A 13,373-nucleotide genomic window follows, 5' to 3' on the forward strand; every position below is an offset into this window, starting at 1 on the left:
AATCGCGTGCCCAATCGTACGACACATAACCAATGTGGGAGCGAGCCTGCTCGCGAAACGGAGTGTCAGGCAACACAGATGTGAGTGTGATGACCCCATCGCGAGCAGGCTCGCTCCCACAATGGACCGAGGCAACCTGCAGAATCCAGACACAAGGACTTAACATGATCGCTCTGCCATGGACTTATCTGGCACTTCTCTCCATTGGCTACGGCCTGGCTTTGATCTACGGCCATCTCGGCTGGCTCGCCGCTATTTCTTTCGCATTGCTGCTGTTCGCCGGTTTCGCCGTTCGCCAACAGCAGGTTCCCATCGGTCGCGTCCTCGGCCACGGCTTGTTCATCGTTCTGGCGGTTGCGCTGGCAATGCACTGGCTTCCCGGTTTCTTCAACGGTCGCGTCATCGCCCCCCAGCGTTTCACCGACGATGCCGTGCCGTTTGCCATGTACCTGAATCAGGACAAACCGCTGATTGGCTTCTGGTTGTTGCTGGTTTGTCCATGGATTGTCGGCCGGCGCTCGTTACGGCTGTCCGTTTATGCCACCGCCCTCGCCCTGACCGTAAGCGCCGTGCTGGCCTTGGGTGGCGCGCTGTTACTGGGCGTGATCAGTTGGGCGCCGAAGTGGCCGGATCAAGCCTGGTTGTGGGGACTGAACAATCTGTTGCTGGTGACCCTGGTGGAAGAAGCGTTGTTTCGCGGCTACATCCAGGGCGGCCTGAGCCGGCAGTTCAAACACCTGCCCTTTGGCGAAAATCTTGCCTTGTTGCTCGCCTCAATGCTGTTCGGCCTGGTTCATCTGGGTGCTGGCTGGCAATGGGTGTTGTTGGCGGGCCTAGCGGGGGTCGGTTATGGCCTGGCCTACCGTTTCGGCGGACTGGGCGCGGCCATCGCCACCCACTTTTGTTTGAATCTGCTGCATTTCGGGCTGTTCACCTATCCAATGCTCGCCGGCTGACGCAACGGTCGTTTCGCGACGCATCTCTGATTATTGAAAAAAACACTTCAATAAATACCTGACGATGCCGATACCCCCTCAAAGCCTTGCGGATTGAAAAAGCCATGCGTAACAACCAGCCCATTACACAACGCGAACGGACCTTCCCGGCTCAGCAACGGTTGATTTCCACCACCGATGCCAAGGGCGTGATCACCTACTGCAACGACGCTTTCGTCGAAATCAGTGGGTACTCTCGTGAAGAGCTGGTCCGTGCGCCGCATAACCTGGTCCGTCACCCTGACGTCCCGGCCGCGGTGTTCGCGCACATGTGGGGCACATTGAAACAAGGCTTGCCATGGATGGGCATTGTCAAGAATCGCTGCAAGACCGGTGACCACTACTGGGTTAACGCCTATGTCACACCGGTGTTCGACGGTAATCAGGTGATCGGTTACGAGTCGGTACGGGTAAAACCCACCGCCGAGCAGATCCGCCGCGCCGAAGCGCTTTACCAACGTATCAATCAGGGCAAGTCTGCGATTCCCGCTGCAGATAAATGGCTGCCGGTGCTTCAAGACTGGCTGCCGTTCATTCTGGTCAGCCAGTTGAGCTTCATGATCGGCGCCACCCTGACGTCCCAATGGGGCTTCGCCCTCGCCGCCGGCCTTTCGGTGCCGTTGGGCTTGATGGGTTTAAGCTGGCAACAGCGCGGTATCAAGCGTTTGCTGCGCCTGGCCGAACAGACCACGTCTGACCCGCTGATCGCGCAGATGTACACCGACAGTCGTGGCGCCCAGGCACGCCTGGAGATGTCGATCCTCAGTCAGGAAGCACGCCTGAAAACCTGCTTGACCCGTTTGCAGGACACCGCCGAACACCTGACCGAACAAGCGAAACAGTCCGACACCCTGGCCCACAACAGCTCCACCGGCCTGGAACGTCAACGCGTCGAAACCGAGCAAGTGGCGACCGCTGTGAATCAGATGGCCGCCACCACTCAGGAAGTCGCCAGCCACGTGCAGCGCACCGCTGACGCCACTCAGGAAGCCAATCGCCTGACCGGTCGCGGTCGTGACATCGCCGGGGAAACCCGCGAAGCCATTCAGCGTCTGTCGGTGGTGGTCGGTGAAACCGGCCTGACGGTCACGCAACTGGCCAAGGACAGCGACGAAATCGGCGGCGTGGTCGATGTGATCAAAGGCATTGCCGACCAGACCAACCTGCTGGCCTTGAACGCCGCGATTGAAGCGGCTCGTGCCGGTGAGATGGGCCGTGGTTTTGCGGTAGTGGCCGACGAAGTGCGTCAATTGGCGCAACGCACCAGCGAATCCACCGGGCAGATCCACGCCCTGATTGCCAAGCTGCAACAAACCGCCAGCACTGCGGTGCAAACCATGGAGACTGGCCATCGCCAGGCCGAAGAAGGTGTGGCGCGGGTATTGGAAGCGGATCAGGCGCTGGTAGGCATCAGCGAAGCGGTGGCCAACATTACCGACATGACTACGCAGATCGCTGCCGCCACCGAAGAGCAAAGTGCAGTGGCCGAAGAAATCAGCCGCAACATCAGCAACATCTCGCACCTGGCGGATCAGACCTCGGAACAGGCGCAGCACTCGGCGCTGTTGAGTGAAGAACTGACCAAAACGGCGAATACCCAGTATTCGTTGGTGGAGCGGTTTAACCGCTGATTGTTGCGCTTCCCCTGATCGCCTGATCGTTCCCACGCTCCGCGTGGGAATGCCTCAATGGACGCTCTGCGTCCGCTGTTGGGACGCGGAGCGTCCCGGGCTGCATTCCCACGCGGAGCGTGGGAACGATCACTGGCCTAGAAATGCAGCCACCTTCTTTACCGCAGCCGCCAAATGCTGCTCATGGGTAAACCCCGAAGCCTTCAACGGCTTCAAGTCATGGTCCGCCGCCGCCAGCCAGAACACCTCGATTCCCGGTGACAACGTGTAAGCCTCGACGGCCGCCCGATTACCCAACGCATCTCGCTCGCCCTGCACAATCAACGTCCGCGTCTTTAACCCGGCCAAATGTTCAACCCGCGGCTTCTCCGGTTTGCCCACCGCATAAAACGGATACCCCAGACACACCAGCGCATCCGCGCCCAACTCATCAACCAACAAACTCGCCATCCGCCCGCCCATGGACTTGCCGCCAATGGCCAGGCGCCCAGCGACATGGCGTCGCACCACGGCATACACCTCACGCCAGCATTCCTGCAATTTTGGCGCCGGGTTCGGGGGACGTTTACCGCCATCTATACGCCGCTGTGCCATGTACGGAAACTCGAAACGCAGCACGTTGACCCCATGCGCAGCAAGGCGCGCAGCCATGTCGCTCATCCAGTCACTGTCCATCGGCGCACCGGCGCCGTGAGCGAGAATCAGCGTTGCCGAGGCCGGCGTCGAGGCGGCATTCCACAACCATCCATGATCCCGCACGCACTGCGCCCATTGATCCCCGTCAATACTGGCCTTGTGCTCTTTGTCCATGCTTGCCTCGCTTTTAGTCTGCCTATAACTCCAGGCGAAGGGAGCGTCTGCCGTGCGGCTTACTCGCAAAGACAGGCCCTCACTTCGACTGAACCGTGGATGGGGAACCATGAACACTTCAATCAGTACCGCCTACAACTACAAGGTGGTCCGCCAATTCGCCATTATGACGGTGGTGTGGGGCATCGTCGGCATGGGGCTCGGGGTTTTTCTCGCCGCCCAATTGGTCTGGCCTGAACTCAACTTCAACCTGCCGTGGACCAGCTTCGGCCGTCTGCGCCCGCTGCATACCAACGCGGTGATTTTCGCCTTCGGCGGCTGCGCCCTGTTCGCCAGTTCGTTCTACTCGGTACAACGCACCTGCCAGACCCGCCTGTTCGCACCGAAAATCGCTGCGTTCTGCTTCTGGGGCTGGCAGCTTGTGATTCTCTTGGCGGCCATCAGCCTGCCACTGGGTTACACCAGCTCCAAGGAATACGCCGAACTGGAATGGCCGATCGACATCCTGATCACCATCGTCTGGGTGGCCTACGCCGTGGTGTTCTTCGGCACGATCATGCAGCGCAAGACCAAACACATCTATGTCGGCAACTGGTTCTTTGGTGGATTCATCATCACCGTAGCGATCCTGCACATCGTCAACAACCTTGAGCTGCCGGTGAGTTTAACCAAGTCCTACTCGGTGTACGCCGGTGCGACCGATGCCATGGTGCAGTGGTGGTATGGACACAACGCCGTAGGCTTTTTCCTCACCGCCGGTTTCCTCGGGATGATGTACTACTTCGTGCCGAAACAGGCCGAGCGTCCGGTGTATTCCTATCGTTTGTCGATCGTGCACTTCTGGGCGCTGATCACCCTGTACATCTGGGCCGGTCCGCACCACTTGCACTACACCGCGCTGCCGGACTGGGCGCAGTCGTTGGGCATGGTGATGTCACTGATCCTGTTGGCGCCAAGCTGGGGCGGGATGATCAACGGCATGATGACGCTCTCGGGCGCGTGGCATAAGTTGCGCAGCGACCCGATCCTGCGCTTCCTCGTGGTGTCGCTGGCGTTCTACGGCATGTCGACCTTCGAAGGGCCGATGATGGCGATCAAAACGGTCAACGCCCTCTCCCACTACACCGACTGGACCATCGGCCACGTTCACGCCGGCGCACTTGGCTGGGTGGCGATGATCTCCATCGGTGCGCTGTACCACATGATTCCGAAAATCTTCGGCCGCACACAGATGCATAGCATCGGCCTGATCAACGCGCACTTCTGGCTCGCGACCATCGGCACCGTGCTGTACATCGCGTCCATGTGGGTCAACGGCATCGCCCAGGGCCTGATGTGGCGCGCTGTCAACGAGGACGGCACGCTGACCTATTCCTTCGTCGAAACCCTGGTGGCCAGCCACCCAGGCTTCGTCGTGCGACTGGTGGGCGGTGCGATCTTCCTCAGTGGCATGTTCCTGATGGCTTACAACACCTGGCGCACCGTGCGGGCCTCGCAGCCTGCCGAAGCCGCCGCTGCAGCGCAGATAGCCTGAGGAGTCCGCCATGAAACACGAAACAATCGAGAAAAACGTCGGCCTGCTGATGTTGCTGATGGTGCTCGCCGTGAGCATCGGCGGCCTGACCCAGATCGTCCCGCTGTTCTTTCAGGACGTGACCAATAAACCGGTCGAAGGCATGAAGCCCTACACCGCGTTGCAACTGGAAGGTCGCGACATTTACATCCGCGAAGGCTGCGTCGGTTGCCATTCGCAGATGATCCGCCCGTTCCGCGCCGAGACCGAGCGCTATGGCCACTACTCGGTGGCTGGTGAAAGTGTCTGGGATCACCCGTTTCTGTGGGGCTCCAAACGCACCGGGCCGGACCTGGCGCGCGTCGGCGGTCGCTACTCCGAAGACTGGCACCGCGCGCACTTGTACAACCCGCGCAACGTAGTGCCGGAATCGAAGATGCCGGCCTACCCATGGCTGGTCGCCAATCAGGTCGACAGCAGCCATACCGAAACCAAGATCCGCGCCATGCGCACCCTCGGCGTGCCGTACACCGACGAAGACATCGCCGGTGCAACGGCTTCGCTCCAGGGCAAAACCGAAATGGACGCGCTGGTCGCCTACCTGCAAGTGCTCGGCACTGCCATCAAGAGCAAGAGGTGAGCCATGTCCATGCCCTTTGAAATAGTCAGCGAAATGAGCAGTGGAATGATCCGCGGCCTGGGCACGGTCGTGGTGTTCGTGGCCTTCGTCGGCCTGACGCTGTGGGTGTTCAACAGCAAGCGTAATCCGGAGTTCGCCGAAGCGCGCCTGCTGCCGTTCGCCGACGAGCCGCAATCCGAAAACAGCACCCAACAAGAATCCGCCACGAGGAGTACCCGGCCATGACCACCTTCTGGAGTACGTGGATCTGCGTACTGACCATCGGCAGCCTGATCGGCCTGACCTGGTTGCTGATCGGTACCCGCCGAGGGGAAACCAAGGGCAGCACCGACCAGACCATGGGCCACAGCTTCGACGGCATCGAGGAGTACGACAACCCGCTGCCGCAGTGGTGGTTCATGCTGTTCGCCGGCACGTTGGTGTTTGCCGTCGGCTACCTGATCCTTTACCCGGGGCTGGGTAACTGGAAAGGCATATTGCCCGGTTATGAAAACGGCTGGACCGGCGTCCACGAATGGGAAAAGGAGATGAACAAGGCTGATGCGAAGTTCGGGCCGATCTTCGCCAAATTTTCCGCCATGCCCATCGAAGAAGTGGCCAAGGACCCGCTAGCACTGAAAATGGGCGGTCGCCTGTTTGCGTCCAATTGCTCGGTGTGCCACGGCTCGGATGCCAAGGGCGCGTTTGGTTTCCCGAACCTGGCCGACAGCAATTGGCGCTGGGGCGGAGATGCCGACATGATCAAAACGACAATCATGGGTGGTCGCATGGCCGCGATGCCGGCCTGGGGTGAAATACTCGGCGACGCTGGCGTGAAAAACGTCGCCGCTTATGTGCGTCATGAACTGGCCGGCCTGCCCTTGCCGGAAGGCAGCACAGCTGATCTGCACGCTGGACAGCAAGCGTTCAGCACCACCTGCGTAGCCTGTCATGGGGCAAACGGCCAAGGCACTCAAGCCATGGGAGCGCCGAATCTGACGCAACCGGCCGGATTTATCTACGGTACAAGCCTGGCGCAGCTGCAACAGACCATTCGTCATGGCCGCCAAGGCCATATGCCGGCGCAGAACGAACTGCTCGGCAACGACAAGGTGCAATTGCTGGCCGCTTACGTGTACAGCCTGTCTCAGGGGCTGAACACCGAGCGTTTACAGGCTGAAGGCAAAAGCAAATAAATCTCGTCCGCTCTGCTGCCGCATTCACTCGGATGCGGCAGTTCCCTGCCCCTTTGCGACGCATTGTCGCACCCTCCCTTGGTCTTCCTTTCGGTTCGTCGGATTCGGGTCTAAGCTTGCCTGCGATGCGGACTGGTCAGCGCCGGTTCCAGGTCGACCCAACCCGATGTGTTCGACGACTCTGCTCGATGACAGGCCGCAAAGGCTGGTAGATACCGGCTGCCATGCCAATTGCCATTGATCGCCCGATCGTTGTGTTTGAACACACCCCGTTACATCCGACCTGACCCCCTCACCATTTTCATCCGTTGCGACATTTTGGCCGGGGGCAATTTTGTCCTTACGCGGCGCATGGAAAGGCCGCAGAATCAGCTTTTGAAAGCATTGACCCACGTCATGGCGCGTTGCAATGACCCCCCGCTTTCTCCATACTTGCGGCCGATTTTTACTCCTAATAAAACACCCAAACCGTGGAACCTTAGAATGAGCACAGCAATCAGTCCGACTGCTTATAACTATAAGGTAGTCCGCCAGTTCGCCATCATGACGGTGGTCTGGGGGATCCTTGGCATGGGGCTTGGTGTCTTCATCGCCTCACAGCTCGTATGGCCGGAATTGAACTTCGGTCTGCCGTGGACGACTTTTGGACGCTTACGCCCGCTGCACACCAACCTGGTGATTTTCGCCTTCGGTGGTTGTGCGTTGTTTGCCACTTCCTATTACGTCGTGCAGCGAACCTGCCAAACGCGACTGATTTCCGACAGCCTTGCGGCCTTCACCTTCTGGGGTTGGCAAGCGGTGATCGTCGGCGCGATCGTGACCTTGCCGCTGGGTTACACCACCACCAAGGAATACGCGGAACTGGAATGGCCCCTGGCTATTCTGCTGGCCATCGTCTGGGTTACTTACGGTCTGGTGTTCTTCGGCACCATCACCAAGCGCAAGACCAAGCACATCTATGTCGGTAACTGGTTCTACGGTGCCTTCATCGTCGTGACGGCGATGCTGCACATCGTCAACCACGCCTCCCTGCCAGTCAGTTTCTTCAAGTCCTACTCGGCCTATGCCGGTGCGACTGACGCAATGATCCAGTGGTGGTACGGCCACAACGCCGTGGGCTTCTTCCTGACCACTGGCTTCCTGGGGATGATGTACTACTTCGTTCCGAAGCAGGCCGAGCGTCCGATCTACTCCTATCGTCTGTCGATCGTGCACTTCTGGGCGCTGATCACCCTGTACATCTGGGCCGGTCCGCACCACCTGCACTACACCGCACTGCCGGACTGGGCTCAGTCCCTGGGCATGGCGATGTCGATCATCCTGCTGGCTCCGAGCTGGGGCGGCATGATCAACGGCATGATGACCCTGTCGGGCGCCTGGCATAAACTGCGCACCGACCCGATCCTGCGTTTCCTCGTGGTATCGCTGGCGTTCTACGGCATGTCGACCTTCGAAGGCCCGATGATGGCCATCAAGACCGTCAACTCGCTGTCGCACTACACCGACTGGACCATCGGCCACGTACACGCCGGCGCTCTTGGCTGGGTAGCGATGATTTCGATCGGCGCGATCTACCACATGATCCCGAAATTGTTCGGTCGTGTGCAGATGCACAGCATCGGCCTGATCAACACTCACTTCTGGCTCGCGACCATCGGTACCGTTCTGTACATCGCGTCGATGTGGGTCAACGGCATCACCCAAGGCCTGATGTGGCGTGCAATCAACGATGACGGCACCCTCACCTACTCGTTCGTCGAAGCGCTGCAAGCCAGCCACCCTGGTTTCATCGTTCGCGCCCTGGGCGGTGCGTTCTTCGCCAGCGGCATGCTGTTCATGGCCTACAACGTATGGCGTACCGTACGTGCCTCGAACCCGGCTGAAGCCAAAGCTGCTGAACAGATTGCTGTAGTTGGAGCTCACTGATGAAGCATGAAGCAGTCGAGAAGAATATTGGCCTGCTGGCCTTCTTCATGGTTATCGCCGTCAGCATCGGCGGCCTGACTCAAATCGTTCCGCTGTTTTTCCAGGACGTCACCAACAAGCCGGTCGAGGGCATGAAGCCTCGCACCGCCCTTGAGCTGGAAGGCCGCGACGTGTACATCGCCAACGGTTGTGTCGGCTGCCACTCGCAGATGATCCGCCCGTTCCGTGCTGAAACCGAACGCTACGGCCACTACTCGGTCGCCGGTGAAAGCGTTTGGGACCACCCGTTCCTGTGGGGTTCCAAGCGTACTGGTCCGGACCTGGCCCGTGTCGGCGGTCGTTACTCCGATGACTGGCAGCGTGCGCACTTGTACAACCCGCGCAACGTAGTGCCTGAGTCGAAAATGCCGGCTTATCCGTTCCTCGTGGAAAACAAGCTCGACGGCAAAGACACCGCCAAGAAAATGGAAGTCTTGCGCACGCTCGGCACCCCTTACACCGACGAAGACATCGCCAGTGCCAAGGATGCCGTGAAGGGCAAAACCGAAATGGACGCGCTGGTGGCCTATCTGCAAGGCCTGGGCACCATCATCAAAAGCAAACGGTGATTTAGATGGATATCGGGATGATTCGTGGCCTGGGCACCGTTGTTGTGATGGTGGCCTTCATCGGTCTGGCGTTGTGGGTGTTCAGCCCCAAGCGCAAGTCGGAGTTTGAAGACGCGACCTTGCTGCCTTTCGCGGATGATCCCGAAGCCATCAAGCACGTCGAGCAAGCTTCTAGGAGTAACAAAGAATGACTACGTTCTGGAGTCTGTACGTCACAGTCCTCAGTCTCGGCACCATCTTCGCCCTGACCTGGCTGCTGCTGTCCACCCGCAAGGGCCAGCGCAGCGAATCCACCGATGAAACGGTCGGTCACTCCTTCGACGGGATCGAGGAGTATGACAACCCGCTGCCGAAATGGTGGTTCATGCTGTTCGTGGGCACCATCATCTTCGCCCTCGGCTATCTGGTTCTGTACCCGGGCCTGGGTAACTGGAAAGGCCTGTTGCCGGGTTACAACTACCTCGATAACGACAAGCAGACCGCGTTCGCCAACGGCCAGACTGGCTGGACCGGCGTTCACGAGTGGGAAAAGGAAATGCTCAGGTCGGACGCCAAATTCGGCCCGATCTTCGCCAAGTTCGCTTCCATGCCGATCGAAGAAGTCGCCAAAGACCCGCAAGCCCTGAAGATGGGTGGCCGCCTGTTCGCCTCCAACTGCTCGGTCTGCCACGGTTCCGACGCCAAAGGCGCCTACGGTTTCCCTAACCTGACCGACGCCGACTGGCGCTGGGGTGGCGAGGCAGAAACCATCAAGACCACCATCATGGGCGGTCGTCACGCCGTGATGCCGGCCTGGGCTGCAGTGATCGGCGAACAAGGCGTTGCTGACGTTGCCGCGTTCGTGCTGACCAACCTCGATGGCCGCAAGCTGCCGGAAGGCACCAAGGCTGACCCGGTTGCCGGCCAGAAACTGTTCGCCGCCAACTGCGTGGCGTGCCATGGTCCGGAAGGCAAAGGCACCCCAGCGATGGGGGCACCCAACCTGACCCACCCGGCGGCGTTCATCTACGGTTCGAGCTTCGCTCAACTGCAGCAGACCATCCGTTACGGCCGTCAGGGCCAGATGCCTGCGCAAGAACAGCTGCAAGGCAATGACAAGGTTCACCTGCTGGCCGCTTACGTCTACAGCCTGTCTCATGGTGAGAAAGCTCCGGCGGAAGACGCCCAGTAAGATCCACGCCTGACCGATGCATATAGGCCCCGCCAATGAAAGTTGGCGGGGCCTTTTTATTCGTCCTCGGCTTAAGCAGTGGTTATGCAGATGACGCGAGGCACGGGTCGGCTCCTATTACTTGCGCACTCGCGCTTCGGCTGCTATTCGACGAGTGGACCAGTTGTTGCCGTTGACGACGCTGACCTCAATGCTCCGCCTGTCCTCGATAAAACTGGCGATCAGATACGTTTGTTGCGAAGACGATCCGCTCAGGAAAACCGGCACCTCGCCAAAAATCTCTTCCCCAAGGCCATACCATCCGACGCCCCAGTGGTCATGACCACCGAACACCGCGGTAACCTTGTAGGTGTTGATCATCTCCCTGAAGCGCTTGATCTGGGCCGCGCTAGCCTTTCTCCAGTCATAGACCTTGTGCATGTTCAAGATAATGATCTTTCCGTCAGCCCGTGCCCGAGCCAGATCTTTCTCCAGCCAGTCAAGCGCATCGGTGATTTCATAGATGGTTGTCTTAACGATCCCTGAAGTGAAGGTAACGGTATAAGTCGGCTCCTTGTGCAACTGAACCATGTGTACATCACCGAAGGTTTTTGAATAGGCGAGGCTGCCGTAATAGGTTGTACCTAGCCCCGAAGCTCGAGCCGCCAAGTCCATAGAATCAACTTTACCCCAATAACGGCTTTTTAAATCATCAACACTTCCAGCCGCACAGTTATTGAGAAAACAATCATCTACGTTATTGGCATAATCATGATTACCCAGGCCGTAGTCATACGCGTACTCCAGCTTGTCCTCGAACACGGCACGCATGAACGAACGTTCGCCACCATGCCCGAACGACGTGATGTCTCCGTTGATCATGACGGGTACGCGAGCCGCGCCGCCATTGAGTTTGCGAAAACTGGCCATACTGGAATATTGCGCGTCAATCAGCTCGGCCGAACGCTTTTCGACATTTGGGTCACGGATATCGGCATCAGTCAGATCACTCCACGGATATTGCGAATCAGAGGCGAAGATCAAGTGCTCGGGCAATTCTCCAACGGCCCATGCCGGAAACCCGGTCAATATTAAAAACAGTCCCAGCCATCGCGGGAAACTAAAGGTTAAGTTCATAGAAATCCTTTTCATGACACGATAGTTATTTAAATACACAGGCGTTATATGCTGCGCCGCCAAACTTAGGGCAATACGAACAACAAGACAATTAGTGTGACCTTTGGGATTACTAACAGATATGTCGACCTCCCATTTTCCACCGTAACCGGCCAAGGCCAGCGCCATGAAGCAGCTATAGTCAATTGATCTGGGTCACGACTTGTTACATCCGCTACACCATCCGCCCCCGCCACCCAACGCGACCAAAGGTCGCACCCTTGACCCAGAGCTACAGGCGTATCATTGCGCCACTGCAACACCTCTTTTTGACCGCGGTCGGCACGTACTGACCGGGGCATTTTTCCACTGCCGTGGGATGCAATGATGAGCAATCAGATTCCGGTACACGACGTCACTCCGCCTGCCAAGAACGCGAACAACAGCGTCGACCTCTACGCCTCTCGAGAAAAGATCTACACCCGCGCCTTCACCGGCCTGTTCCGCAATCTGCGGATGATCGGCGGTGCCGGGCTGTTTCTGCTGTATTTCGGCACGGTGTGGCTGAACTGGGGCGGTCATCAGGCCGTCTGGTGGAACCTGCCGGAGCGTAAATTCTTCATTTTTGGCGCGACCTTCTGGCCTCAGGATTTCATTCTGCTCTCGGGCATTCTGATCGTCAGTGCCTTTGGCCTGTTCTTCATCACCGTGTATGCCGGTCGGGTCTGGTGCGGCTACACCTGCCCGCAAAGCGTCTGGACCTGGATCTTCATGTGGTGCGAGAAGGTCACCGAGGGCGACCGCAACCAGCGCATCAAGCTCGACAAGGCGTCGATGAGCGCCAACAAGTTCGTGCGTAAATTCAGCAAGCACACGATGTGGCTGCTGATCGGCTTCGTGACCGGCATGACCTTCGTCGGTTACTTCTCGCCAATTCGCGAACTGGTGCTCGATTTCTTCACCGGCCAGGCCGATGGCTGGTCGTATTTCTGGGTCGGTTTCTTCACCCTCGCCACCTACGGCAACGCCGGCTGGTTGCGCGAGCAGGTATGCATTTACATGTGCCCGTACGCACGCTTCCAGAGCGTGATGTTCGACAAGGACACGCTGATCGTCTCCTACGACCCGCGCCGTGGCGAAAGCCGTGGCCCGCGCAAGAAAGGCATCGATTACAAGGCTCAGGGCCTGGGCGATTGCATCGACTGCACCATGTGCGTTCAGGTCTGCCCCACCGGGATCGACATCCGCGACGGCCTGCAAGTCGAATGCATCGGCTGCGCCGCGTGCATCGACGCCTGCGACAGCATCATGGACAAGATGGATTACCCACGCGGCCTGATCAGCTACACCACCGAGCACAACCTGTCGGGGCAAAAAACCAATAAACTGCGTCCGCGCCTGATTGGCTATGCCACGGTGCTGCTGGCGATGATCGCGTTGCTGATGACCGCGTTCTTCATGCGTTCGCTGGTCGGTTTCGATGTCAGCAAAGACCGCGTGTTGTACCGCGAGAACGCCGAGGGACGGATCGAAAACGTCTACAGCCTGAAGATCATGAACAAGGACCAGCGCGACCACACCTATGTGCTGGAAGCCACCGGTCTGCCGGATCTCAAGCTGCAAGGCAAGCGCGAGATCAAAGTCGCCGCCGGGGAGATTTTCAGTCAGCCGGTCGAACTGTCCAGCGCACCGGAACAACTGCCGTCGAGCACCAACGAGGTGAAATTCATCCTCAAGGATGCCGATGACGCCAACGTGCACGTTGAAGCCAAGAGCCGATTCATCGGCCCACAAATTCGTTGAGAGAAG

At 58.7% G+C, this 13,373-nt stretch carries 13 protein-coding genes; 11 read left to right on the forward strand and 2 right to left on the reverse strand.

Features of this window, described 5'->3' with window-relative positions; all coding sequences use genetic code 11:
• Positions 1 to 164 precede the first annotated feature (164 nt).
• Both AB4O41_RS07380 and AB4O41_RS07385 read left to right on the forward strand, forming a co-directional pair.
• On the forward strand, positions 165 to 956 hold the full coding sequence (locus AB4O41_RS07380; protein WP_460146928.1) for a CPBP family intramembrane glutamic endopeptidase: 792 nt from the start codon (positions 165 to 167) through the stop codon (positions 954 to 956).
• 104 nt (positions 957 to 1,060) lie between these two features.
• Positions 1,061 to 2,626, forward strand: coding sequence for a methyl-accepting chemotaxis protein (locus tag AB4O41_RS07385; protein WP_460146930.1), 1,566 nt, complete (start codon positions 1,061 to 1,063; stop codon positions 2,624 to 2,626).
• Between the two features lie 129 nt (positions 2,627 to 2,755).
• On the opposite strand, the gene AB4O41_RS07390 is transcribed toward AB4O41_RS07385, so the two are convergent.
• Entirely contained in the window at positions 2,756 to 3,436 is a 681-nt protein-coding gene (locus tag AB4O41_RS07390; protein ID WP_460146932.1) for an alpha/beta family hydrolase, read from the reverse strand.
• Between the two features lie 109 nt (positions 3,437 to 3,545).
• Here AB4O41_RS07390 and ccoN (AB4O41_RS07395) point away from each other — a divergent pair, with 109 nt between their 5' ends.
• The 8 genes from ccoN (AB4O41_RS07395) to ccoP (AB4O41_RS07430) all read left to right on the forward strand — a co-directional run bounded on the left by ccoN (AB4O41_RS07395) (position 3,546) and on the right by ccoP (AB4O41_RS07430) (position 10,469).
• Complete coding sequence (gene ccoN / locus AB4O41_RS07395; RefSeq protein WP_460146934.1) at positions 3,546 to 4,970, forward strand: cytochrome-c oxidase, cbb3-type subunit I; 1,425 nt, start codon at positions 3,546 to 3,548, stop codon at positions 4,968 to 4,970.
• Positions 4,971 to 4,980: 10 nt separating this feature from the next.
• Positions 4,981 to 5,589, forward strand: coding sequence for a cytochrome-c oxidase, cbb3-type subunit II (gene ccoO / locus AB4O41_RS07400; RefSeq protein WP_460146936.1), 609 nt, complete (start codon positions 4,981 to 4,983; stop codon positions 5,587 to 5,589).
• A gap of 21 nt (positions 5,590 to 5,610) precedes the next feature.
• A complete protein-coding gene (locus AB4O41_RS07405; protein ID WP_123360719.1) occupies positions 5,611 to 5,814 on the forward strand; it encodes a cbb3-type cytochrome oxidase subunit 3 in 204 nt (67 codons plus the stop codon).
• On the forward strand, positions 5,811 to 6,764 hold the full coding sequence (gene ccoP, locus AB4O41_RS07410) for a cytochrome-c oxidase, cbb3-type subunit III (protein WP_460146938.1): 954 nt from the start codon (positions 5,811 to 5,813) through the stop codon (positions 6,762 to 6,764). The genes AB4O41_RS07405 and ccoP (AB4O41_RS07410) overlap by 4 nt, the downstream gene beginning before the upstream one ends.
• A gap of 483 nt (positions 6,765 to 7,247) precedes the next feature.
• Complete coding sequence (gene ccoN, locus AB4O41_RS07415) at positions 7,248 to 8,690, forward strand: cytochrome-c oxidase, cbb3-type subunit I (protein ID WP_008157290.1); 1,443 nt, start codon at positions 7,248 to 7,250, stop codon at positions 8,688 to 8,690.
• A complete protein-coding gene (ccoO, locus tag AB4O41_RS07420) occupies positions 8,690 to 9,298 on the forward strand; it encodes a cytochrome-c oxidase, cbb3-type subunit II (protein ID WP_460146941.1) in 609 nt (202 codons plus the stop codon). The genes ccoN (AB4O41_RS07415) and ccoO (AB4O41_RS07420) overlap by 1 nt, the downstream gene beginning before the upstream one ends.
• Positions 9,299 to 9,303: 5 nt before the next feature.
• A complete protein-coding gene (locus AB4O41_RS07425; RefSeq protein WP_003175465.1) occupies positions 9,304 to 9,489 on the forward strand; it encodes a CcoQ/FixQ family Cbb3-type cytochrome c oxidase assembly chaperone in 186 nt (61 codons plus the stop codon).
• Positions 9,486 to 10,469 (forward strand): cytochrome-c oxidase, cbb3-type subunit III, encoded by a 984-nt coding sequence (gene ccoP, locus AB4O41_RS07430; protein WP_460146943.1) that lies wholly within the window; start codon positions 9,486 to 9,488, stop codon positions 10,467 to 10,469. The genes AB4O41_RS07425 and ccoP (AB4O41_RS07430) overlap by 4 nt, the downstream gene beginning before the upstream one ends.
• A 117-nt stretch (positions 10,470 to 10,586) precedes the next feature.
• On the opposite strand, the gene AB4O41_RS07435 is transcribed toward ccoP (AB4O41_RS07430), so the two are convergent.
• Positions 10,587 to 11,753, reverse strand: coding sequence for a metallophosphoesterase family protein (locus AB4O41_RS07435; protein WP_460146945.1), 1,167 nt, complete (start codon positions 11,751 to 11,753; stop codon positions 10,587 to 10,589).
• A 198-nt stretch (positions 11,754 to 11,951) separates the two neighbouring features.
• Here AB4O41_RS07435 and ccoG point away from each other — a divergent pair, with 198 nt between their 5' ends.
• Positions 11,952 to 13,367, forward strand: coding sequence for a cytochrome c oxidase accessory protein CcoG (ccoG, locus tag AB4O41_RS07440; RefSeq protein WP_460146947.1), 1,416 nt, complete (start codon positions 11,952 to 11,954; stop codon positions 13,365 to 13,367).
• Positions 13,368 to 13,373: the final 6 nt, after the last annotated feature.

The sequence above is a fragment of the Pseudomonas sp. S2_A02 genome (assembly GCF_054668495.1).